This window comes from Planosporangium flavigriseum (assembly GCF_011947225.1).
GTDB classification, from domain to species: domain Bacteria; phylum Actinomycetota; class Actinomycetes; order Mycobacteriales; family Micromonosporaceae; genus Planosporangium; species Planosporangium flavigriseum.
Genome location: NZ_JAATVW010000001.1, coordinates 261,443 through 284,553, shown reverse-complemented (window position 1 = coordinate 284,553; position 23,111 = coordinate 261,443). Strand labels below are relative to the sequence as shown.

Sequence of the window (23,111 nt, the reverse complement as noted above, 5' to 3'; positions counted from 1 at the left end):
ATGAACCGTAAACGTTTAACGATTGGTGTCGTCGCGCTCGCCGCCAGCCTGGCGCTCGCCGCATGCGGTGGCGGGGCGGGCGGTGAGAAGTCGAGCAGCTCGGCGGTGCCGTCGAACACCGTCATCGACAAGAAAATCACCGGGACGGTCGGGCCGAAGGGCGAGCAGCCGACCCACGTCACCGATCTCAAGCTGACCGACGCCGAGGTCGCCCAGGTCAAGGCGGGCCACTTCAAAGCGGCGCTGCTCTGGCACGAGATGTCGGCGTGGTCGGGTGCCGTGCAGCAGGGCGCGCTGGACGAGTTCGCCCGGCTCGGCATCGAGGTGGTCGCCACCGCGGACGCGAAGTTCGACCCGGCGACCCAGGCCAACCAGATCCAGACCGCGCTGGCGCGCAAGCCGAACGTGATCCTCGGCCAGGCCGTCGACCCGACGACCGGTGGCGCGGCGTACCAGGCCGCCGTGGACCAGGGCGTGAAGCTGATCTACGCCGACCAGGCGCCGGAGGGGTACACCTGGGGCAAGCAGTACCAGGCCATCGTCACCGGTGACCTCTTCCAGCTCGGCAAGCGCGCCGCAGAGGCGCTCGGTAAGGCCATGGGCGGCAAGGGCGAGGTCGGCATCATCTTCTACGACGCCCAGTTCCACGTCACGAACATGCGTGACGCCGCGTTCAAGGTGACGCTCCAGAAGGAGTTCCCCGACATCAAGATCGTGGCGCAGCAGGGCTTCTCGGACCCCAACAAGGCCGAGGAGATCGCCAACGCGGTCATCGCTCAGCACCCGAACCTCGGCGGCATCTACACCAGCTGGGCCCAGCCCGCCCAGGGCGTGCTCGCCGCCCTCAACAACGCCGGCAACACGACGACGAAGCTCGCCACCATCGACCTCGACGACACCATCGCCACCAACATGGCCGCGAAGGGCGCCACGGTCGGGCTCGTCTGCGACAAGGCGTACGAGTTCGGCAAGGCCATGGCGGTCTCGGCCGCGTACTCGCTGATCGGCAAGCAGGCGCCGGAGTTCGGCATCGTCGACGCCGTCACCGTGACCCGCGACAACATCGCCGAGGGCTACGCGGCCTGGCACCAGGACGTGCCCAAGGCCGTCAAGGACGCCCTCAACAAGTAGTCGAGACGGATACGGCGCGAAGCCGCGCCGTATCCATCCGACCGTGACCACGGCGCCCTCTCGCGCCGACAAGCAGGACTTTCAACGAACAAGGAGCAGCACTCTATGAGAAGACGGGCTTTCGTGTCGCTAGCCGCCGCGGCGGGGGCGGGACTGCTGATCGGCGGTTGCAGCGTCGACAGCAACAAGTCGTCGACGGCCGCCAACTCCGGCAAGACGGTGGACTCCGTCATCGAGACCGACGCGGGCGGCCTCAAGCGCTACAAGTCGCCCGTCCCGCTGGCCGACACGATCGAGACGCGCGGACCGGACGGCGAGACCCCGGTGTGGTACCGCGACGTGAAGCTGACCCCCGAGGAGGTCGAGAAGGTCAAGAAGGGCAACTACCGCGCCGCGATCGTCTGGCACACCTCCTCGCCCTTCATGAACGCCCTCGCCACGGGCGTCAAGGAGACGTTCGAGCAGCTGGGCGTGCAGGTCATCGCCACCACGGACGCCAACATGGACCAGCCGCGGCTGGCCAACGACGTGCAGAGCGTGCTGGCCCTCAAGCCCGACCTCATCGTCACCATCGCGCTCGACCCGGTGGCCGACTTCGCGACCTTCAAGCCCGCGGTCGACCAGGGCGTCAAGCTCGTGTTCGCGAGCGTCAAGCCGAAGGACTTCAAGGCCGGCAAGGACTACATCAGCCTGGTCACCTACGACCTCAAGGGGCTCGGCGACGTGACCGCCAAGGCCCTCGGTGACGACCTGGGCGGCAAGGCCAAGATCGGGCAGATCTTCTACGACGCCAACTTCTTCGTGGTGAACGAGCGCGAGCGCGCGTTCGAGCAGACGCTGAAGGCGAAGTACCCGGGCATCGAGGTTGTGGAGCGGGCACCGATGGCCGACCCGGCCAAGGTCGAGGACATCGCGTCGGCGATGATCGCCCGGCACCCCGACATCAAGGCCATCTTCGCGCCGTGGGACACGGCCGCCGAGGGCGTGGTCGCCGCGCTGCGCAACGCCGGCCGCCAGGACATCGGCGTCTACACGATCGACCTGGGCAACACCAACGCCCTCGACATGGCTCGGGGTGGCCTGATCAAGGAGATGACCTCCACCCTGGCGGTCGAGTTCGGCCACACGCTCGCCATCTCCGGCGCCTACGGCCTCCTCGGCAAGCAGGCTCCGCCGATGGCCGTCGTGCCGGCCTTCCCGGTCACGAAGAAGAACCTCAAGCAGGGCTGGGAGTCGACGTTCGGCGTGACCCTGCCCGCCGACATCGCCGCCGCCAGCAAGTAGTCCGGCAAGCCGCCGCCCCGACAGCTCTGAAGGCATACGAAGGACGAGAAGGAGCATCGCCATGACCGTCAGCACCCAGGCGAGTCCGAGGGGGTGGATGAAGAAGTTCGACGCCAAGAACTACGTGGTCTACATCGGATTTGTGCTGGTGTTCGCGTTCTTCGCGGTCACCCAGACGCAGTACTTCCTGACCCCGGAGAACCTGGCGAACATCGTCATCCAGGCCGCGCCGGTGACGGTCATGGCGATCGGCATGGTCTTCGTGCTCAGTGCCGGCGAGATCGACCTGTCCATCGGTTCGGTCGTGGCGCTGTCGGCGCTCGCCGCCGCGGTGACGGCGCGCGAAACTGAACAGTGGTGGCTCGCGGTGCTCGTCAGCCTGGCCGTCGGTCTGGCCGTCGGCCTGGTCAACGGGCTGTTCGTGACCCTCGTGCGGCTGCCGTCCTTCCTCGTCACGCTGGCCACGATGGGGCTGGTGGCGGGCCTGGCGCGGCAGCTGACCAACCTGCAGTCGGTCCCGGTGACCGACAGCACGCTGGTGACGTTCTTCGGTGGCGGGGAACTGCTCGGCCTGCCGATCCTGGTGTGGTGGACCGCCGCGGCCGTCTTCGTCGGCTGGGTCCTGCTGCAGCGGAAGCGGTACGGCGCGCACGTGCTCGCTGTCGGCAACAACGCGTCGGCGGCGCGGGTCAGCGGTATCAAGGTGAACCGCGTGCGTGTCATGGTGCTCGTCGGGAGCGCCATGACCGCCGCGGTCGCTGGGCTGCTCTACGCCGGGCGGCTGCAGGGGGCCCGGTACACGTTGGGCGAGGCGGATCTGATGACCGTCATCGCCGCGGCGATCGTCGGCGGTACGAGCCTGTTCGGTGGCAAGGGCTCCGTTGTCGGCGCGCTGATCGGCAGCCTGCTGATGAGCATGCTCAACAACGGCCTGGTCCTCGCCGGGCTGTCGGTGTCCCAGCAGATGGTCGCCCGGGCGATCATCATCCTCATTGCCGTCTCCTTCTCGCTGCGCGGCAAGAAGAACCAGTAAGGAGACCCCATGTTCCTCGATCTTCTCCGCCGCCGGAACCCGGCACTGCTGGAGGCCGCGGCGACCCTCCACCGGGACGGCAAGCTGCCCCCCAACTGCTACGCCATCGACCTCGACGCGGTGGGTCGCAACGCCGCGGCGATCCGCGCCGAGGCGGACCGCCTCGGGCTCAAGGCGTTCGCGATGACCAAGCAGATCGGGCGCAATCCCGACGTGTCGCGCCGGCTGGTCGAGTCGGGGATCAGCCACTCGGTCGCCGTCGACCTGGAGTGTGGCGTCGCCGCCGCGTCCGGCGGCCTGCGGACCGGCCACATCGGACACCTGGTTCAGATCCCGCGACACTCCGCAGGGGACGCGGCGGCGCTGGAGCCGCTGTACTGGACCGTCTTCAACGACGAGAAGGCGCGGGAGGCGGCCGCAGCGGCCCAGGCTCTCGGCCGTACGCAGGACCTGCTGGCGCGGATCATTTCGCCGCAGGACAAGTTCTACCGCGGACACGAGGGCGGCTTCCCCGCCGACGAGGTGGTGGCCGTCGCCGACCGGCTCGACGCCCTGCCCGGTGCCCGGTTCGCGGGGATCACCACGTTCCCCACCGCGCTGTTCGACGCGGAAGCCGGCAAGGTACGCACCACGTCGAACCTGGAGACGCTGCGCGCGGCGGCCGCCGCGCTGCGTGCCGCCGGTCGTACGGACATCGAGCTGAACACGCCCGGCACGACGTCCACCGCGATGCTCGAACTCCTCGCCGAGGCCGGAGCGACCCAGGTCGAGCCCGGTCACGGCCTCACCGGTACGACCCCCTGGCACGCGGTCGAAGACCTCGTCGAGGACCCCGCGATCGTGTACGTCAGCGAGGTCTCCCACCTGTGGAACGACTCGGCGTACGTGTTCGGCGGTGGCCTGTACGTCGACCCGGTGCTCGGCAGCTCCCACACCTCCGCGCTCGTGGTCAACGACGCTGTGGAGCGGGCGCCGGTCCTCGCGGTGGACATGCCCGCGCCGGAGGCCATCGACTACTACGCGACGATCCCGCTCGACGGCCGGCGCGTCGCCGTCGGCGACACGGTGCTGTTCGGGTTCCGCCCCCAGGTGTTCGTGACCCGCGGCCTCACGGCCGCGATCTCGGGCATCTCGACCGGCACTCCGAAGGTCGAAGGAGTGTGGGCGGCCAACGGCGCGGCGCCGCTGTCGGCCCACGATGTCATCGCGCGCGGGAGGATCTGACGATGAACGCACCCCTGGTCCCGAGCGAGGTCGGCGCACCCGAAGGGTCGACGCCGCAGTTGCGCCTCGTCGGCCTCTCGAAGCACTTCGGCGGTGTGGTGGCCGTCAACCGATTCGATCTCGAGGTGGCCGCCGGCGAGATCGTCGCGTTGGTGGGCGACAACGGCGCCGGCAAGTCGACGCTCGTGAAGATGATCTCCGGCCTTTACCAGCCGAGCGCGGGCGAGATCTGGCTCGGCGGCAAGCAGGTCTCGTTCGCCGACGCGTCCGACGCCCGCCGGCAGGGCGTCGAGGTCGTCTACCAGGACCTCGCGCTCGTCGACGACCAGCCGGTCTACATGAACATGTTCCTCGGGCGCGAGCTCGTGAAGGGACCGCTGCGGCTGCTGGACCGCAAGCGGATGGCCCGCGAGACGCAGGAGCTCGTGGACTCCCTCGACGTACGGATCCCCTCGGCGAAGGCGACGATCAAGGAGCTGTCCGGCGGGCAGCGCCAGGGCGTGGCGATCTGCCGGGCGACGCACTGGGCGAGCAACCTCGTTCTGATGGACGAGCCGACCGCCGCCCTCGGCGTCGCGGAGACGGCCAAGGTGGAAGAGCTCATCCTGCGGCTGCGCGAACGTGGCGCCGCGGTGCTGGTCGTGAGCCACAACCTGGACCAGGTCTTCCGCATCTCGGACCGGATCACCGTGCTCCGCCGGGGCACGCAGATCGGTACCCGGTCCACCGCGACGACCAGCAAAAACGAAATCGTGTCGATGATTACGGGCCTGCAGCACGCGGACGCCTGACCTGCTCATACGGAGAAACGCATGTTCCTCAACAACCTGGTATCCCAGAACCCGGCGTTCGCCCGCGCGGCGATCGAACTGCACCAGTCCGGAGAACTGCCCCCGGACACGTACGTGATCGACCTGGACATGCTGGGCATCAACGCCGAGACGCTGTGCGGGGAAGCGCACCGGCTCGGACTCGACGTCATCGCCATGACCAAGCAGTTCGGGCGCAACCCGGTCGCGCTCGAGAAGCTGCGCGCCAGCGGGGTGGACTCCTTCGTGGCGGTGGACATGACCTGCGCCCGTGCCATCCGCGACGCCGACCAGCCCGTCGGCCACATCGGTCACCTGGTGCAGATTCCCCGCCACTCCGCGCCGGAGGCGGCGGCGATGGCGCCGCAGAACTGGACCGTGTTCGACGACACGAAGGCCGCCGAAGCGGCCGCCGCGGCCGCCGCCATCGGCCGGGACCAGCGACTGCTCGCGCGGGTGTACGACGAAGACGGGCTCGTCATCGAGACCCACGCCGGCGGCTTCGACGCCGATGACATCGAAGCGGTGGCCCAGCGGCTCGACGCGCTCGAGGGCGCCCACTTCGGCGGCATCACCAGCTACCCGGCGCTGGTGTTCGACCGGGAGGCACACAAGGTCGTGCCGTCGCCGAACCTGCGTACGCTCTCGCGGGCCGTCGAGCGGCTGCACAAGGCGGGCTGGACCGACGTCGCGGTGAACGGCCCGGGGGAGACCTCCACGGTCAACCTGGCCATGCTCGCCGACGCGGGCGTCACCCAGGTCGAGCCCGGCCACGGGTTCACCGCCACGGGTGCGTACCACGCCTTCGCCGAACTGCCCGAGCGCCCCGCCATGCTCTACCTCAGCGAGGTCAGCCACCTCGACGGGGACACCGCCTTCTGCTTCGGTGGCGGGCTGTACCTGTGCATCGGATCGGTCGACTACCAGCCGCAGGCGCTCGTGGGCGCGGACTACGAGACGGCGGTGAAGCAGCGGGTGGACGCCACCCTCAGCCAGAACCACCAGGTCATCGACTTCTACGGCCGGCTCGCGCAGACGCCGCAGCGTTCCCTGCGGCCCGGCGACTCGGTGGTGTTCTGCTTCCGGGCACAGGCGTTCTACACGCGCAGCCTCGTGGCTCCCGTCTCCGGTATCCAGAGCGGAAATCCGCGGGTCGAAGGCTTGTTCACCGTTGACGGGCGGAAAGTCTCGGTCTGAGTCGAGGAACAGCCGCGCGGATGCTGCGCCATGCGTGACCGCCGCTGCGGCGAAGGCGGCGGTAGTAGCTACGGCTGTAGCGGTTAATCGCTGATCGCGGCTCACATATGGGGTGATCGGCGGGGGAGCAGATTGGGAGCAGCAGGGCGTGCCGAACGGTGCCGAACCGCGCCGGACCGGGCTGAGCTGCTCGCATCGGCATACCGTGACCTGCGGCTTCTCCTGTTTGTGCTGGCCAGGGTGGCGCGGACCGTTCGTTTCTTGACCCGAAAGAGGTCACTGGTTCAAACCCAGTATCGCCCACCAGAGAAACAGCAGGTCAAAGGCTCGTTACCGGATCTTCGGTAACGAGCCTTTCGCGGCGCCGAAAACACCGCCCGGGCAGATCAAGCGGCATGTCGGTACTCGTGGAGGATGCCGTCGAGTCGGTCGCGTCGTCGGATGTCGAGGCGGGCGAGTCGGTCCGGTGCGGTTATCGGTTGGGGGGAGCGGGCGCAGGGGCGCCGCGGCGCGGAGCGAAGACGTACAGCCGTGCTCCGGTCAAGGGCTGGATCTCGAAGAAGTCGGCAGCGAGGATCGCGTGTGCTTGGCCGCGCAGGAAAGTGGCCCAGGTCTGCGGTCACGCTGGGGTGCGGGCTCGATCCCGTTGCGCCGCAGGATCTCCCCGACCGTCGAAGGGGCGACCTTGCGGGGGTAGTCAGCTCGCCGTGGATTCGCCGGTAGCCCCAGCTGGAATTCTCCGTCGCGGGAATCGGCAGGTCACAACCCGTGGATGGCGTTTTCGGCACCCACAGGGTTGACGAAGTCTGTGGTGCGTGGTTTCCGGCCGATCGCTTGCACCGTCGGCTGGTACGTCGTCGGAGTCGATTACCTTCCGGCCGAATCTGGTCGCCAACCAAAAGTTCGATGCTCAGTCGTACCCGCGTCCGAGGCTCGCGTCCTCCATCAGCACCGGATCCTGCTAATGGACCGTAGTGCAGGTCTGGACGAGGCGTACGTGAACCCGAATTTTCCACGCCTACGACTGAAACTGTTGACGTGTCGATCATGGCGTGGTTAAGGTTTGCGTATACGTAAGTGAACTTTCATATCCTGAAAGTTGAACACGGCCAGAGATGCGAGCCCCCAACCCGGGCTAGGGATCTTGGGTGCGTGGGAGTACGTCAGTTGGCTCCGAAAGCTACCGCTGGAGCAACTGTCCAGTAAGGTTCGGCACGCTACCGCATGCCGTATCCGTGACGTCCTTGTCTGATCATTGTCGCGCTAGAGGCTGTCCACCCATGGCAAAGTTGCCTCCGGTTGGTAGCAGCGTTTTGTTCGAAAACGAGTTGGTACGGGTCTGGCAGGTCGGCCTGGATCGTCGCGAGGAACTGCCGCTGCACCAGCACGAGGTGCCGCACCTGGCGATGCAGCACACGGATGGCCATCTGGGAGTGGCCGACGCCGACGGCTCGCGCGCACGGGACGTGACGGCAGACTCCTTCGAATAGCACCCGTGGGCGCATTGCGCGCACTGACGAACGTCAGCGACGCGCGGTACCGCAATATTCTGATCGGGCTCTGGGCTGAGGGAAAAAACGGCTGCACGACTAGCCGCATCCTGAATTTGAATATCGTTCAACGCCATACGGCGGGGTCGAACACCTCGCCAATGGCCGGCTGAATTACCAGCATTAGATAACGCGCGACCAAATCCGGTTAGCGCGTCGATGAATCCTGTCCTGAATTCCCCTGATTAATCGCGATCGTGGCGTGGCCACGAACTATTAAGCGTGGCATAACCGGCGCCGCGTAGAACGAGGAGAGTCAGATGGACGCACGACCGCTGTGGCAGATTCCGGCGACGCAGTTAGCCGCGATGATCCGTTCCCGGGACGTTTCGCCGGTAGAAGTCGTCGAGGCGGTGCTCGGCCGGATCAATCAGTTCAACCACGTGCTCAACGCGTACGTCGATGTGCACGCCGAGCGTGCCCTCGTCCAGGCGAAGGCCGCGGAGGCCGCCGTCGTCGCGGGGGAACCCCTCGGGCCGCTCCACGGCGTTCCCGTGTCCATCAAGGACAACCTGTGGCTCAAAGGCGATGTCAGCACCTCGGGGTCGCGGCTGATGAAGGACTTCGTCGCCCCCGACGACTCGCCGACGGTACGCCGGCTACACAGTGCCGGTGCGATCGTCATCGGTCGCACCAGCATGCCCGAGTTCGCGTGGCGGGGAACGACCGACAATCCGTTGCACGGCGAGTGCAGCAACCCCTGGGACACCACGAAGACGGCCGGCGGATCCAGCGGCGGTGCGGGCGCGGCGGTCGCGGCCGGCATGGGACCGCTCTCGGTCGGGTCCGACGGCGCCGGTTCCATCCGGATCCCGGCGAGCTTCTGCGGCATCGTCGGACTCAAGCCCACGTTCGGGCACGTCGCGCACTACCCTGCGCTCGGCGGCAGCGAACTCCTTGCTCACGTCGGGCCGATGACGCGTACCGTCGACGACTGCGGTCTGCTGTACCGGACGATCCGTGGCTACGACCCACGCGACCCGCTGTCCACTCTCGACCCGTCGAGCGGCGAAGAGTCGTTGCTGGACGGGACGAGCGGGCTGCGCGTGGCCTGGGCCCCGCACCTCGCCGACGTACCGGTGGAGCCGGAGGTCCTGGAGATCGTCACGCGGGCGGTCCGCACCCTGTCGACGCTCGTGCTGTCGGTCGAGGAGGCTACGCCGAAGCTGGAGTCGATCAACGAACTGCTCGACACCCTCTACGGCGTGGCGCAGGCGGGCGGGCACGCGAGCCGTCCGGCGGAGCAGAAGGCGCTGATGGACCAGGAACTCGTGGCGTACGCCGAGGCTCACCAGCACATCACCGCGGTCGACTATGTCGCGGCGGTGCGGCTGCGGCAGCAGAACGTCGCGATCCTGAACCAGTTCTTCACCGAATACGACCTCTTGGTCACGCCGACGGTGGGACTGTCAGCGTTCGGGCTTGGCGCCGTGAACCCGCCGGAGGTCGCCGGTCGCAAGGCCGACCATCTCGCCTGGGCACCGTGCTACCCGTTCAATTTCTCCGGTCAGCCGGCCATTTCCGTACCAGCGGGGCAGACCGCGCAGGGTCTACCCGTTGGCCTGCAGATCGTCGGCCGCAGGCACCAGGACGCCCTCGTGTTGGCGCTGGCCGCGGCCTTCGAGCGCATCCAGCCCTGGGCTCACCTCTGGCCCGCACTGTAATTCCGGATCGACGAAAACGATCGTTACACAACCGAAATTTCTCTCACGAGTAGAAGGTGGATCTCTGATGCAGGAGTTGCATCCGATCGGCAACAAGGTGTTGTTCGAAAACGAGTTGGTGCGGGTCTGGCAGGTCGACCTGGACAGCCGCGAGGAACTGCCGCTGCACCAGCACGAGGTGCCGTACCTGGTGATGCACCAGACGGATGGCCACCTGGGAGTGGCCGACGCCGACGGCTCGCGCGCACGGGACGTGGCGGCGGACACGTTCGAATGGCACGCCGTGGGCGAATTGCACGCGCTGACGAACCTCGGGGACGCGCGGTACCGCAACCTCCTGATCGAGTTGCGGACATTGCGCTCGAATCCTTGAGGCGATCTACCGCGCCGCGCGTCGCACACGTGTCATGTCAGCGAATCCTCAAGGTGAAGGTGGGTCATGAGTCCCCCCGAGGCACGAGTCGTCCAATCCGCGCTGAAGGTGCTGAAAGCGTTGGAGTACCTGTGTCGCGCTCCGCAAGCCGTATCGCTGGAGCAGTTGGCGCAGGAACTCTCGGTAACAGCGCCCACGGCGTACCGGGTCGTGAACACGTTGATCGAGACGGGATACGCGCGGACGAACGGCTTTCACAACGGGTACGTCGCGACGCTGAAGGTGATGGAGCTCGGCTCGCACGTCTACGGGTCTTTCGATCTGCGGGACGCGGCGCGGGCCGCATTCAGGCCGGTCGGAATGCGGTTTGGTGAAACGATCACCATCGCTAAGTCAGAGGGATCCGAAGCGGTCTTCATCGAGAAGATGCGGGCCGGCGCCAGTCTGGTGTTCTACTGCGACGTCGGGCGGCGCCTGCCGGTCCATATCGGTGCCGCCGGCAGATGCATCATGGCCCACCTCGACGACGAGGAGTTCGAGAACTACCTCGAGGGTGAGCTGATCGCGCGCACGCCCGAGACGCACACGTCACCCGACGTGTTGCGAGCACTCCGAGCGCAGACCGTCGAGGACGGTTACGTCTTGAGCGTCGACGAGGTCGACATCGGTGTTTCCGCGATCGCGGTGCCCCTGCTGGCCTCCGGTGGTCGCCTCCTTGGCGCAGCGGCCATCGCCAACACCTCGACGGCGTGGACCGCCCAAGACCGGGCCGACCGCGTCGCGGCGATGAAGATGGCCGCGGCCAGTATGGTCACGGCCGTCCCTGACAGGGAGGGGGCGCGGTGAGCGAGGCGGGTGCCACGGCCGGAGGTGAGCGCAGGCCTACTGACGGGCGCATCATCGATGATTGCGTGTATTCCCTCGGACCGGATACGCCCCACGCCGTCACGGTGCGGCCCGGCGAGATGTTCACCCTGCGAGCTCTCGACGCTTCGGGTAACCAGTTGCGTCCGGGGGTGGCACCCGACGCTATCGACCCCGCGAGGCTCTTCCCGGTGGCGGGTCCGGTAGGGATCGCCGGTGCGGGTGTCGGAGACGCGGTAGGAGTCGCGGTCCTCGATGTCCGGCCGGCACCCCACGGTCACGTCTGGACCCGGCCAGGGCTGGGATTCCGCAACCCCGGCTGGTTGGCCGTGCGCGAATTCGATACGCACGTCCTGTCGACCGGCGGGGTGAACGCACGGACCGTGCCCGCGCAGCTGCACCTCGGGACCCTGGGTGTACTGCCGGAAAGCTCGGCGCCGCCGCGAACGCTCGGTTCGTACGGGGGGAACCTCGATGTACCGTTCCTCGGCCCGTCGGCAATGCTGTGGGCGCGGGCCGCGGTAGCCGGGGGCGGCGTCTTCTGCGGGGACGTGCACGCCGCCATCGGTGACGGCGAGGTCTGCGGAACCGGTATCGAAGTGGCAGCAGAGGCCGACCTCGTCGCCACTTCACTCGCGTCCTGGCAGCTGCAGCACCCCGTCGTCATGGCCGAGGATCGGTGCTGGATCATCGGCATCGGTGCCAATTTCGAAGAGGCCGTCGCCGCTGTTCTGCCCACCGCCATTGCGGCGGTACGCGCGGCGTTGCGGGAAAGCGAAGAGCAGGCCTACCTTATCGCGTCGCTGCTCCTAGAGATCAAAGTCTGCCAACTGGTGAATCCGCTGACGAGCGTGGCGGTATCGCTTGGCGCGGGACTGGACCGGCATCTCGCGCCCGAAGCAGCGTGGCTGGCATACCAGGACCTCGTCCCGGTGAACACCCGTCACGACAAGCAATCCCCGGTGTGACGCCGACCGGCACCGACTGCTCACCAGCCGCCGTGCGGCGGCCCACGTTTCATCCGAAGTTCTGAAAGCCCATGCGCGGTTACGGGCAATCGCCGGCCACCGCAAGCGCGGGCCGCAACAAGCTGCGGTCGTGGTGAACACCAATGACGAACGAATGAAAGCGAGGTAGCCAAGGAATGCCCAGAATTGAACGCAGGCTGCGCGTCGGGTTGGCGGTGACGGCGGCGCTGGTCGTAGCGGCGACCAGTGCGTGCGCGTCAAAAGCCGGCGGGAGCACCAGCGACCCGATCAAGGTTGCGCATCCGCTGCCGTTGACGGGCGTGTACGCCGCTAACGGCAAGGACTTACAGAGTGGTTTCGAGATCGGGCTCAAGGAGTTCGGCTCCGAGGTCAACGGACGCAAGATTGAGGTGACGTTCGCCGACACGCAAGGGGACCCGGCGACGGCGCTGACCACCGTCCGCAAGCTGATCCAGGACGGCGCCCAGGTCGTCCAGGGCCCGATGGCGACCAATGAAATCGCCGCGGTCGCTCCGCTTCTGGCTCAGAACGGCATCCCGGTCAACGACCTTGGGCTGTGCAGTGCGGCCCAGTTGGACTCCTGGGCGAAGACGGGCAACGGTTTCACCTCGGGGTACTCCTGCGACCAGACCGCGTTGGTCGCGGCGGAATGGGCCTACAACGAGATGAAGTGGCGGCACATCACCCTGCCTGCCCTGGACTACTCGTGGGGTTGGGCGACCGCCGGCGGTTTCAAGTCGGCGTTCGAGAAGCTCGGTGGCAAGATCGATAAAGAGATCTGGATCCCGAACACCGCAGCGGACCTCAGCTCGTACGTCACGCAGATCCCGAAGGATACGGACGCGGTCTTCGCCGCGGTGGCCGGCGCCTTCTCAGTCAAATTCATCAACGCCTACAAGTCTTTCGGCCTCACCGGAAAGATCCCGGTGTTCGGCGTCACGCCCCTAATCGACGGCTCGATTCTGCCTACTATGGACCCGGCGGCCACCGAGGGCGTCTACGCGGGCGCGCAGTACTGCGACGGCATCGACACCCCCGAGAACAAGAAGTTCGTGGAGACCTACCACGCCGCGAACAAGCGTTACCCGGGCTACTACGCGGAGGCCGCGTACGTGCGGGCGCAGGTTCTCGTGTCCGCGTTGAAGGCCCGCAACGGCGACGCATCGGATCACAAGGCGATGGCCAAAGCCATGAAGCAGGTCACCATCAACGCTCCACGCGGGCCGGTGTCGATCAGCGACAAGTCCTTCTCGCCTATCCAGAACATCTACATCTGCCAGGTGAAGATGGTCAACGGGGAGCTGCGCAGCATCCCGATCAAGACCTACGAGAAGGTACCGCCGCAGGGCAACGTGCTCGACTACGCGACCTGGGAGAAGAACTTCAAGCGCTACACGCAGGCGCGGCCGTAGTAAGCGGCAGCCGCAACGCCCCGCGCTGATCCGCCTGGCGCGGGGCGTTGCCCAAACCATGGCTCGTCCGTCGACCACGCCGACGCGGCAAGTGAATTCGCAAGACCTGGGTCCGTCGGGACAATGAAGCATTCTGGGGGGCATCGATAGTGCAACTGTTAGTGCAGACGCTGAACGGGTTAACGCTGGCCGGCATCATGTTTCTTGTCTCCAGCGGCTTCACGCTCGTGTTCGGCGTCATGCGTGTGGCGAACCTCGCGCATGGCGCGTTCTATCTGCTGGGCGGTTACATCGCATTCTCGACTGTCCAGGTGATCGGTAACTTCTTCCTCGGTGTGCTCGTCGCGGCTGTCACCACCGCCGTGCTGGGCCTGGTGCTGGAGCGCACGCTGATCAACCGCATCCGCGGCAACGTCATGGCCGAGGTGCTTCTCACCCTCGGGCTGGTCTTCGTCATCGACGATGTCGCGTTGGCGATCTGGGGCGGCGATCCGCTGTCACTCAAGCTGCCGGGTCTCCTCGCCGAATCATCTACGCTGCCGGGGTCGCACCTCGTGTACCCGAATGCGCGGCTGCTCATCCTGGGCGTGGCGGTGCTGGTCGGTCTCGGGCTGTACTACCTGCTGCGTCGCACCCGGGTCGGCGCGATCGTGCGTGCCGGGGTCGACGACCGCGAGATGGTCGGCGCGATGGGGATCAACGTACGCCTGGTCTTCACCGCGGTGTTCGCCCTCGGCGCGCTGCTCGCCGGCATGGGCGGGGCGCTCGGCGCCACCGTGCTCACTCTCGGTCCCGGTAGTGACGCCACGATCCTGACGTTCGCGCTCGTGACCGTGATCGTCGGGGGCCTCGGCAGCTTCGAAGGTGCCGTGCTGGGAAGCCTCATCGTCGGCCTGTTGTCCAACTACGGCGAGGCCTACTTCCCGTCCCTGGCGCACTTCGCGCTGTTCGCCCCCCTCGTCGTTGTTCTGCTGATCAGGCCGCAAGGTGTTCTAGGAAGGACAACCGCATGAACGGGGTTCATGGGTCGGCGGACCGCGCCCAGCCGGCGAGACGGCCGAGACTTGGCGGTCGCGCGCAGTCCGTCCCGCTGGTTGCTCGACCGCAGGGCCCGATGCTGTGGATCGGGGCAGCCGCTTTCATCGCGCTGACGGCCCCGCTGCTGTCGCAGGGTGGCTTCTACGGCGGGCTGGTCACGCAGATGCTGATTTTCGCCATCGCCGCGATGGGGCTCGACTTCCTCGGCGGCTTCGGGGGCCTGGTCTCTTTCGGGCAGGCCAGCTACCTGGGGCTCGGGGCGTACGGCGTCGCGGTCTCCATGCGGTACGGGTACGGACCGTGGACCGCCGTCGGTATCTCGCTCGTCGTGATCCTTCTCGTCGCATTGATCGTCGGTCCACTGGCGGTCCGGGTGAGCGGCATCGGGTTCGTCATCATGACGCTCGCCCTGGGACAGATACTCTTCGGGCTCGCCTTCTCGTGGGTCGGCGTGAGTGGCGGGGACAACGGACTGCCCATCCTGAGCGCCCCGGTGCTCGGACCGATCGATCTGAACAAGCCGAGCCACATGTCGTTTGCCGTACTGGCGGTGTTCATCCTGTCCGCCTGGCTCCTACGCACCTTCGTCACGTCTCCGTTCGGGTTGTCGCTGCGCGGCATGATGTCGAACGAGCAGCGCCTCCGGACCCTCGGGTACGCCACCAGGCTGCACCGGTACGTCGCCTACGTGATCTCGGTGTTCTTCGGCGGACTCGCCGGCATCCTGTTTGCGTTCAGTAACGGTCTGATCAGTCCGACCGCGATGGACTTCCACCACAACGGCGTAATCACGATCATGGCGGTACTCGGCGGCCTCGGCACGCTGTGGGGACCGGTGCTGGGCGCGGTGATCATCATCCTGTTCCAGCAGTACCTGAGCATCTACGTCGACCGTTGGGCGACGGCGATGGGCGTCGTCTTCATCGCGATCATGCTCTTCGTCCCGGAGGGCGTATGGGGGCTCGCGCGCAAGGGGGCCCGCAGGCTCGGGCGGCAGTTGGGGCGGCCCGCCGCCGATGGTGCAACCACCCGCGCGCTCTCCGCTGAAGCGCGCGAGCCGCACCGCGATGGACAGAACGACGGTTCGGGCGACGAAGCGGAGGTCCGGGCATGAACACGACAGCGCCAGCACAGGCCGCGTCCACCGGCGAGGTGGCTCTGCGAGTGGAGAGCCTCGGGCGCCAATTCGCCGGGGTGAAGGCGGTCGACGGTGTCACGCTCAGCGTCAGTCGGGGCGCGCGTCTGGGCATCATCGGCCCGAACGGGGCAGGGAAGACCACGTTCTTCAACATGCTCTCCGGCGAACTCAAGCCGACGAGCGGTCGCATCGAGATGTTCGGCCAGGACGTCACCCGGCTACCGGCCCACCGGCGGGTGGCGTTGGGCCTTGGCCGTACCTACCAGGTCACGCGCGTGCTGCACGGTCTGACCGTACGCGAGAACCTGACGGTGGCCGTCCACGGTCTCAGCCGCTCAAAACTGGGTCTGCTGCGGTCGTGGCGTGCGTACCGACGGCAGATGGAGCAGGTAGAGGAGCTCGCCGCGTCCTTCGGCCTGGAGAACCGCCTGGACGTACTGGCCGAAGCGCTGTCGCATGGCGAGGTTCGCCAACTGGACGTGTGCCTGGCCCTAGCGCTTAAACCATCCATCCTTCTGCTCGACGAGCCGGCAGCTGGACTCTCCCCGGCTGAGCGGGTCGATATCCGGGCGCTGCTCAATCGACTGCCACCGGAGCTGACCCTGATCCTGATCGAGCACGACATGGACGTCCTCCGCAGCGCCGTGGACGAGATCGCGGTCCTGCACCACGGCGAATACGTCGCCCGCGGCAGCGTCGCCGAAATCCAGCAGAACGAGCTAGTCCGCGAGTTGTACCTGGGCAAGCAGGCGGAGGGCGCCGAGCTGCCCAAGGAAACGGCCCTGAACGCAGGCACAGAGAGCGGGGGTGGCCTCGTATGATCACCGTCCAGAACCTCCATACCTACCGGGGCCTTAGCTACGTCCTCCAAGGTGTCGGCCTGACCGCCGAAGGCGCTAGTTGCACCACCATCCTGGGCCGTAACGGCATGGGTAAGACGACGCTGGTTGAAACCGTCATGGGGCTGCTCCCGGCGCGAGAGGGGTCGATCGACCTAGACGGCAACGAGCTCGCGGGCAAGAGCCCCTATCAGATCGCGAGGCAGGGGGTCGCGCTCGTGCCGCAGGGCCGGCGTGTGTTCTCCTCCCTGACCGTCGAGGAAAATCTCACCCTCGGTGCGCGACGTGGCGGCAGTGCGAACCCATGGACGCTCGAGCGGGTCTACGACCTCTTCCCGAACCTCAGCCGGCGGCGACGTAACCGCGGCAGCGATCTGTCGGGTGGGGAGCAGCAGATGCTAGTCATCGGGCGTGCCGTGATGACGAACCCGCGGGTCTTGGTGATGGACGAGCCTTCCGAGGGCTTGGCCCCGGTCATCGTTGATCTCGTCGGAACGGTGATCGACCAACTGCGACAGCAGGGACTGTGCGTGCTGTTGGTGGAGCAGAACTACGGGTTGGCGGTGGACGTCGCCGACAAGATCTACATCCTGTCCGGCGGCCAGATCGTGTGGGACGGGACCTCGCGAGAACTCGAGCAGTCGCCCGACGTCCGCCATGAGCATCTGGGCGTCTGACGCTGTGGTTCGGGCGCGGAGCCGTGCGTCGATGGGGCGTGTCAGGTGATCTCTGATGCGCCTCAGAGACGCCATCGGAAGCGATGGGCGTGGGACGGGCTGGTCGATCCGTCCGCGCGCGGCCGCAGGACGGGTGCGCTTGTCTTGGTAGGCGTACTGCTCGTGGGCCTCAACCTCCGACCCGCGGTCACGAGCCTGGGCGCCGTGCTCGAGGAAGTGCAACGGGACCTGCACTTCTCCGGGACCGGCTCAGGCTTCCTGACAGCCCTTCCGGTGCTCTGCTTCGCGCTGGTCGGGGCCGGTACGCCGTTGCTCCTGCGCCGGTTCAACCACGAGAAGGTCGTCGCGGGTTCCTTGACGATGCTGGTGGCCGGGCTGGTAATCAGGCCATTTACGTCGCTGCCCGTCGTGTTCGCGGTGGCTAGCGCACTGTCGCTAGCCGGAATCGCAATCGCGAACGTGGTGCTCCCCGGTGTGGTGAAGGAGTACTTTCCGGACCGGGCCGGGCCCATCACAGGAATGTTCAGTGCCTTCGTCGCGCTCGGCACCTCGGCGGGCTCGGCGTTCACCGTTCCTTTTGGACACAGCGTCAACGGCGGATGGCGTGCCGGTTTGGGCCTCTGGGCGGCGGTCGGCGCTCTCGGCCTGGCCCCGTGGGTGGTCACGGCGTATCGCGCGGCTCGCGTACGGCGCGGCGGGACGCTCGGTGACGGGGTGAGCGCGTGGCGGTCACCGAGAGCTTGGGCTCTCATGGGATTCTGGGCGCTCCAGTCCGCCCAGGCGTACGTACTGCTCGGCTGGCTACCGGCGATCCTGCAGAGGTCGGGGCATACCCCCGGTGAAGCCGGCTGGTTGGTGGCGCTGATGGGCGCACTCGGTGCGCCCGTCGCCTTCGCAGTGGCCGTGATGCAACGACGCCGCGCCGACCAACGCGTGACCATGCTGGGCGTGATGCTCTGTTACGCGGGTGGGTACGTCGGCCTGCTGTACTACCCCGGTCCGCTCGCCGTTCTCTGGATGTGCCTGCTCGGACTCGCATCGGGGGCGTTTCCGCTGATGCTCTCACTGCTCGGCACGCGCAGCGCCACCCCGGCCAGCACCCATTCGCTGTCCGCCTTTGTCCAAAGCACCGGTTACCTGTTGGCGGGTGCCGCCCCGGTCGTGGCTGGATGGTTGTCATCGCAGACCGCGTCGTGGCGACCCCTGTTGATCATGATGATGCTCTTGCTCGTTCCCCAGACCGTGACGGGGATGATCGCAGCCGGGCCGTGGGTGCTGGACAGGGAGGTGCGCAACCGTGGTAGCTCAGGACACCAGCTACCTAGGTCAACGTGAAGGGCAGGACCATTGTGACCGGACGCGCCGTCCTTCGGCCTGAAGGGGCGAAGTGTTGTTGGTGACGCGCGAGCGGCGGTACCGGGAAGACATCGCCTGGGAATAGCGGCGCTCGCCGGCACGCCGCTTAGATGAGCGGTGCCTGCCGACCGGCGCCGGGGACAAGACGCGTCGAATTTTGCAGCGGGTAGGAAACCGGGCCGCCGCGTGCAAGGTGGGAGCTGTGTCGGCCGCGGGCTGGGGTTATCGGTGGGGGAGCAGAATGGGAGCAGCGGGGCGCGTTCAACGGGGCTGAACCGCGCCGGACGGGGTTGAGCTGCTCGCATCGTCGCGCCGCGACCTGCGGCCCCTCGTGTTCATGCTGGTCACAGCGTTACGGGCCGTTCGTTTTTGACACGGAAGAGGTCACTGGTTCAAACCCAGTATCGCCCAGCAGAGAAACAGCAGGTCAAAGGCTCGTTACCGGATCTTCGGTAACGAGCCTTTCGCTTTGTGCCCATTAAATTGGCAGCAAAATGGGAGCACCTGATCGTCTGCCTCTCTGGGGTCCCGATGGGCGTGCACCGGGTGGCCAGCCAGCGGTCCTGAAGCGCGCCGGAGACCGTCAGCAGCCCGGCGAAGGTGGCCAGGCGCCAGCGTGACATGGATCCTCCCGGTCAGAAGTCGACCGTGGGATCGCCGATCGCGGCCCGGGCCGAGTTCAAGGGACCCTTGAACACGATCCGCAGTCGGAGCACGTTCGTCACGTCCACGTTCAGATCCTCCGACTGGCCGAGCTTCACGCTGCTTTCCTTGATCACCCCTCGGTCGTCGGCCAGGATCTGCACGGTTACCGGTGCGCTCGAGCGGCTGAGGTCGTTGATCCCGAGGCGCCCGGTCAACGTCTTGTACTTGCGCCCGAGGTTGAGGTCGATGGACGCCTCCACGGCCGCCGTGCCGTTACAGCAGTAGCTGGTCTCGAAGGCGCTGACCGCCGCCTGGCCGTTGATCCCGACGTTGGTTGCGGCGTAATTGACCGCGGAGCTCGTGGCGATGAAGCCCTTGGACTGGGCGTCGTAACCGGAGATCGGTATCCCCGCCTTGATCCCGCCCGGCCAGCTCCGCGACGGCGACCCCGAGGCCGAGGCGCTACCACTGGGCTCGGCGCTACCCGAGGCCGACGGTGAGTCCGACGGCGACGGTGACGGTGACGCGGTCGGCGCGCCGGTCGGGGTGGGCGCCGCGAGGGCCGCCTGCTGCGGGGTCGACCCCGTGGTCGGAGGGTTGCCCGAGTCGTGCCCGGTCAACGCGTACGCGGCGCCGCCGATGGCCAGCAGCGCGACGACGCCCGCCGCCACGCCCACGAGTAGCCGCTGGCGCGAGCGCGCTTTCGGCGCCGCCGGTGCGGCCGGCGGCGCGGCCGGCGGCGGCGAGGGCAGGAAGCCGGCGGTCGCGGTCTGGTCGGCCGCCGTCAGCGTGGGCGGGAACATGCCGACGCCGCCGCCGGTCTCGGTGACCTGCGAGAGCGTGTCGGTGAGCGAACCCAGCCAGGTGCGCAGGTTGATGGGGCGGTTCGGTGGTGGTACGGACAGCGCGGCCAGCAACTGGTCGACCAGGATCGGCCGGCGCATGGTGATCGGGCTGGCCCGCAGCTTGGCCTCGACCGCGGCCAGGTCCGGACCGCCGACCTCGCCGACCGGCGGCGGCTCACCGAGGACCGCGTGCACGACGGTGGCCGCGAACGCGAACCGGTCCGCCTCGGGTGTGCTGCGCGCCCCCGCCTGGAACAGCTCGGGCGCGGCGTACGGGCGGCTGCGCCCGACTCGGCCGGCGCCGTCGGCGAGCCGGGTCAGGCCTAGGTCCACGAGTACGGTCGAGCCGTCCGGGCGCATCACGATGTTGCTCGGCTTGACGTCACCGTGCGCCACCGGCACCGCGGTCTGGCTGCCCGAATGCATCTCGTCCAGGGCCGCGGCGACTGTGGTCAGGGTCCGCAGCCGCGCGGACACGGTGGCGCCGGGGTTCTCGTCGAGCCATTCGCGCAGCGTCATGCCTTCGATCAGGTCCATGACGACGTACCGGCTGGAGCCGGCCGGCACCGTTCCCGTCCGGTGTCGCGGCGGTCCGGTGAACACCTCGAGGACGCGCACCAGGCCGGGGTGGCTGATGCTGCGCAGCAGGTGCCCGTGCCGCACCCAGGCTTCCTCGTCACCGGTGTCCGCCCCGGCCGGCAGGATCTTCACGGCGACGCTGCGCCGCCCCTCCGCCGACAGCGGCAGGACAGCCGTCCAGACCTCGCCCTCGGCGCCGCCGCCGAGGCAGCTGATCAATTGGTATGTCTCCGGCGCTGACGGCGGCCCCACCCAGAACCGGTCGTCGTCGGTCATGACGTCTCCCCAGAAGCAATTTGCGGCAACGCTAGCCACACTGTCAGCCATGTCAATTCATGAAAAGGTACATTCGTACTGTTACTACTATCCGGACAGCCTAGGTGGACAGTCGGCTGCCGGGAGACAGTGCAGGGATGACCGCACGGATCCGCGTGCTGTGCCGCGATCAGAACGGCACCCTGACGCTCTCCGCCGACCAGCCGCTCGAACCGGATCAGCCGGTGCTCCTGGGCCGGGAAGGCGACCTCGGCGTGGGCATCAGCCCGGTGGACCCGAAGGTGTCCAGGCAGGCCGTGCAGGTTACGCGTACCGATGCGGGCTGGCGCATTGTCGTGACCAACCGTAATGGCGTCATCGTCCATCCGTGGGGTCAGCCGCCCGGTATGGCCGAGCCGGAATCGGTGTTCTCCTGGCCCCGCCTGGCGCTGCGGGTCGTCGGTCGGCCGCAACTTCAGCACTGGATCCTGCTCGACGACCCAGCGCTGCAACCGCGCCGGCCCGAGCCGCTGCCCGGCACCGAACTGACCGAGAGCGCCGAGCAGCCCCGCCCGCTCACGGTGCCGCAGGAGCTCGCGGTCCGCGCACTCTTCGCGGAGCTGCTCACCTGGCCGCCGCTGGTGCCGGCGACCCCGCGCCAGATCAAGCAGGTCGCCTCCAGGCTCGGCGTGCGTACCGAGTCGATCCAGCGCCGGCTGGAAGAGGTCCGCAAGAAGGCCGGCATGGTGGGTCTGTCCCGCACCAGCCTGCTCACCGACCCCGAGTACCTCTACGTCCTCGTCCGCGCCGGTTACCTGGCGCCGGACGAGGACGACCTGCACCCAATCCTGACGGCGGCGGGCGCGGTCTGACAAATATCCACTCACGATTCCACGATCGGGCCCGCGGCCGGTACCGCCAACCCTGCTGTACAGCAGTCTCGTGGCCGCCGGCTATTCATGGTGACCTTGTTGGGCAAGCGAAACAGCGGAGCGGAAAGTGAAATCGGCTGATCGGTCAGCCGATTGAGCCACGAGCGGGAAGTAGGGCCGAAACCCGAACCCTACGCTTCGCTAACAATCGATGGCCCACTAATTAAGGGGTGGACGGTGCACTGGGGAGCGTACGAGGTGTTCTCCGTACTGTCGGGTCTAGCCATGGTGGTTCTTGCCGTGGTTCCCGGCATCAAGGCCAAAGACCGGATGTGGGCGCTCATCGCCGGCGCGCTCTACATCGGCTACGGAATCTACGTGGCCAAGCAGACGAGCGGGACGTTCGTGTTCCCTGTGTGGATCTTCATTATTCCATTCGGCGTGGTCATTTACCTCATCGTCACTCTGGCCAAGCGCTACGGGGCCAAAGAAGGAGAGTGACATGTCCGTCAACGAACCGACCTCTCGCCCCGCACCCCGTGCGGGCGATATCGTCAGCCGGGTGATCTTCGGCGGTTTCTGGTCCGTGGTCACGGTCGCCGCGCTCATCGCCGGCATCGTGGGGTTCTCGCACGGCCAGGCCGGCGTCGGCTTCGGCGCGCTCATCGTCGCCGTGCTGACCGGCCTGTACGCCCGGTACATCTTCCGGGGCGGACGCTTCCGGATTCTGTTCTGGTAAAGGAGAAACGACAATGGCAACGGGTACATTCGACAGCGCGGAAATCGCCAACCATGCGCAGCTGACCCAGCAGCGCGCGGCCGATCTGGAGCAGGCGGTCGTTAACCTGCGCTCGGCGGCGGCACAGCTCGCCGCGGTCTGGACCGGCCCGGGTGCGGCCGCCTTCCAGAACGCCCGGGAGCAGTGGGAGAAGGCCGTGGTGCCGCTGCAGGAGAGCCTGGTGAACATGGGTGCCGCGCTCAGCCAGACCAGCACCGCCTACGAGTCCAACGAGACGTCGATCGCCCGGGCGTTCGGCGCCTGACCGACGATGGCCAGGGGCAGCTACAACATCGAGGCGATGCGTCGAGCGGCGGCCAACCTCGACGCCGCAACCGCTTCGCTGTCCGAGTTGGCTCGAAACCTGACCGCGCTTCCCGCCGGGGCGGTGCCAGCCGTCGTGCACCACGCGCTGGACCGCCTCGGCCGGCGCGGGCACGACGTCCTCGCCGAGATCACGCAGGACAGCGCCGCCACCGCGAGCGGGCTCAGCCAGGCCGCCGAGTGCTACGACGACCTGGACCGCTCCCTGCTGCGCGGCTTCGGCGGTGGAGGGTGA

24 protein-coding genes are annotated in these 23,111 nt (G+C 67.3%); 23 read left to right on the top strand and 1 reads right to left on the bottom strand.

Annotated elements, in window-relative coordinates; translation table 11 throughout:
* The 18 genes from HC028_RS01165 to HC028_RS01080 all read left to right on the top strand — a co-directional run bounded on the left by HC028_RS01165 (position 1) and on the right by HC028_RS01080 (position 18,557).
* Positions 1 to 1,131 (top strand): substrate-binding domain-containing protein, encoded by a 1,131-nt coding sequence (locus HC028_RS01165; protein WP_168071823.1) that lies wholly within the window; start codon positions 1 to 3, stop codon positions 1,129 to 1,131.
* A gap of 105 nt (positions 1,132 to 1,236) precedes the next feature.
* Entirely contained in the window at positions 1,237 to 2,415 is a 1,179-nt protein-coding gene (locus HC028_RS01160) for a substrate-binding domain-containing protein (protein ID WP_168071822.1), read from the top strand.
* Positions 2,416 to 2,476: 61 nt separating this feature from the next.
* A complete protein-coding gene (locus tag HC028_RS01155; protein ID WP_168071821.1) occupies positions 2,477 to 3,448 on the top strand; it encodes an ABC transporter permease in 972 nt (323 codons plus the stop codon).
* Between the two features lie 9 nt (positions 3,449 to 3,457).
* A complete protein-coding gene (locus HC028_RS01150) occupies positions 3,458 to 4,672 on the top strand; it encodes an alanine racemase (RefSeq protein WP_168071820.1) in 1,215 nt (404 codons plus the stop codon).
* Positions 4,673 to 4,674: 2 nt separating this feature from the next.
* The gene (locus tag HC028_RS01145) at positions 4,675 to 5,463 is read left to right on the top strand and encodes an ATP-binding cassette domain-containing protein (RefSeq protein ID WP_168071819.1); all 789 of its coding nucleotides are present in this window, start codon (positions 4,675 to 4,677) and stop codon (positions 5,461 to 5,463) included.
* Positions 5,464 to 5,484: 21 nt separating this feature from the next.
* A complete protein-coding gene (locus HC028_RS01140; RefSeq protein WP_168071818.1) occupies positions 5,485 to 6,678 on the top strand; it encodes an alanine racemase in 1,194 nt (397 codons plus the stop codon).
* A 1,280-nt stretch (positions 6,679 to 7,958) separates the two neighbouring features.
* Positions 7,959 to 8,168 carry a hypothetical protein gene (locus HC028_RS01135; protein WP_168071817.1) on the top strand — a complete coding sequence of 70 codons (210 nt, stop codon included), beginning with the start codon at positions 7,959 to 7,961 and terminating at the stop codon, positions 8,166 to 8,168.
* A 5-nt stretch (positions 8,169 to 8,173) separates the two neighbouring features.
* Entirely contained in the window at positions 8,174 to 8,341 is a 168-nt protein-coding gene (locus tag HC028_RS01130) for a hypothetical protein (RefSeq protein WP_168071816.1), read from the top strand.
* A 147-nt stretch (positions 8,342 to 8,488) separates the two neighbouring features.
* Complete coding sequence (locus HC028_RS01125) at positions 8,489 to 9,892, top strand: amidase (protein ID WP_168071815.1); 1,404 nt, start codon at positions 8,489 to 8,491, stop codon at positions 9,890 to 9,892.
* Positions 9,893 to 9,959: 67 nt separating this feature from the next.
* On the top strand, positions 9,960 to 10,265 hold the full coding sequence (locus HC028_RS01120; protein WP_168071814.1) for a cupin domain-containing protein: 306 nt from the start codon (positions 9,960 to 9,962) through the stop codon (positions 10,263 to 10,265).
* A 66-nt stretch (positions 10,266 to 10,331) separates the two neighbouring features.
* Entirely contained in the window at positions 10,332 to 11,111 is a 780-nt protein-coding gene (locus HC028_RS01115; RefSeq protein ID WP_168071813.1) for an IclR family transcriptional regulator, read from the top strand.
* Positions 11,108 to 12,097 carry an acetamidase/formamidase family protein gene (locus HC028_RS01110; RefSeq protein WP_168071812.1) on the top strand — a complete coding sequence of 330 codons (990 nt, stop codon included), beginning with the start codon at positions 11,108 to 11,110 and terminating at the stop codon, positions 12,095 to 12,097. The genes HC028_RS01115 and HC028_RS01110 overlap by 4 nt, the downstream gene beginning before the upstream one ends.
* A gap of 176 nt (positions 12,098 to 12,273) precedes the next feature.
* Entirely contained in the window at positions 12,274 to 13,530 is a 1,257-nt protein-coding gene (locus tag HC028_RS01105) for an ABC transporter substrate-binding protein (RefSeq protein ID WP_168071811.1), read from the top strand.
* A 149-nt stretch (positions 13,531 to 13,679) separates the two neighbouring features.
* Positions 13,680 to 14,543 (top strand): branched-chain amino acid ABC transporter permease, encoded by an 864-nt coding sequence (locus HC028_RS01100; protein WP_168071810.1) that lies wholly within the window; start codon positions 13,680 to 13,682, stop codon positions 14,541 to 14,543.
* Positions 14,540 to 15,682, top strand: coding sequence for a branched-chain amino acid ABC transporter permease (locus HC028_RS01095; RefSeq protein ID WP_168071809.1), 1,143 nt, complete (start codon positions 14,540 to 14,542; stop codon positions 15,680 to 15,682). The genes HC028_RS01100 and HC028_RS01095 overlap by 4 nt, the downstream gene beginning before the upstream one ends.
* Positions 15,679 to 16,527 carry an ABC transporter ATP-binding protein gene (locus HC028_RS01090; protein WP_168071808.1) on the top strand — a complete coding sequence of 283 codons (849 nt, stop codon included), beginning with the start codon at positions 15,679 to 15,681 and terminating at the stop codon, positions 16,525 to 16,527. Before HC028_RS01095 ends, HC028_RS01090 begins: the two co-directional genes overlap by 4 nt.
* Positions 16,524 to 17,222: an ABC transporter ATP-binding protein gene (locus tag HC028_RS01085; protein WP_168071807.1), complete on the top strand. Its 699-nt coding sequence runs from the start codon at positions 16,524 to 16,526 to the stop codon at positions 17,220 to 17,222. The genes HC028_RS01090 and HC028_RS01085 overlap by 4 nt, the downstream gene beginning before the upstream one ends.
* 45 nt (positions 17,223 to 17,267) lie before the next feature.
* Positions 17,268 to 18,557 (top strand): CynX/NimT family MFS transporter, encoded by a 1,290-nt coding sequence (locus HC028_RS01080; RefSeq protein WP_338091262.1) that lies wholly within the window; start codon positions 17,268 to 17,270, stop codon positions 18,555 to 18,557.
* A gap of 656 nt (positions 18,558 to 19,213) precedes the next feature.
* Here HC028_RS01080 and HC028_RS01075 read toward each other — a convergent pair.
* The gene (locus HC028_RS01075) at positions 19,214 to 20,923 is read right to left on the bottom strand and encodes a protein kinase domain-containing protein (protein ID WP_168071805.1); all 1,710 of its coding nucleotides are present in this window, start codon (positions 20,921 to 20,923) and stop codon (positions 19,214 to 19,216) included.
* Between the two features lie 137 nt (positions 20,924 to 21,060).
* Between HC028_RS01075 and HC028_RS01070 the strand changes: the two genes are divergently transcribed.
* The 5 genes from HC028_RS01070 to HC028_RS01050 all read left to right on the top strand — a co-directional run bounded on the left by HC028_RS01070 (position 21,061) and on the right by HC028_RS01050 (position 23,111).
* Positions 21,061 to 21,774, top strand: a complete 714-nt coding sequence (locus tag HC028_RS01070; protein ID WP_168071804.1) for an FHA domain-containing protein — start codon at positions 21,061 to 21,063, stop codon at positions 21,772 to 21,774.
* 258 nt (positions 21,775 to 22,032) lie between these two features.
* Entirely contained in the window at positions 22,033 to 22,275 is a 243-nt protein-coding gene (locus HC028_RS01065; protein WP_203981364.1) for a hypothetical protein, read from the top strand.
* A 1-nt stretch (position 22,276) separates the two neighbouring features.
* Positions 22,277 to 22,513, top strand: coding sequence for a hypothetical protein (locus HC028_RS01060; RefSeq protein WP_168071802.1), 237 nt, complete (start codon positions 22,277 to 22,279; stop codon positions 22,511 to 22,513).
* A 13-nt stretch (positions 22,514 to 22,526) separates the two neighbouring features.
* Positions 22,527 to 22,817: a WXG100 family type VII secretion target gene (locus HC028_RS01055; RefSeq protein WP_168071801.1), complete on the top strand. Its 291-nt coding sequence runs from the start codon at positions 22,527 to 22,529 to the stop codon at positions 22,815 to 22,817.
* A 6-nt stretch (positions 22,818 to 22,823) separates the two neighbouring features.
* The gene (locus HC028_RS01050; RefSeq protein WP_168071800.1) at positions 22,824 to 23,111 is read left to right on the top strand and encodes a hypothetical protein; all 288 of its coding nucleotides are present in this window, start codon (positions 22,824 to 22,826) and stop codon (positions 23,109 to 23,111) included.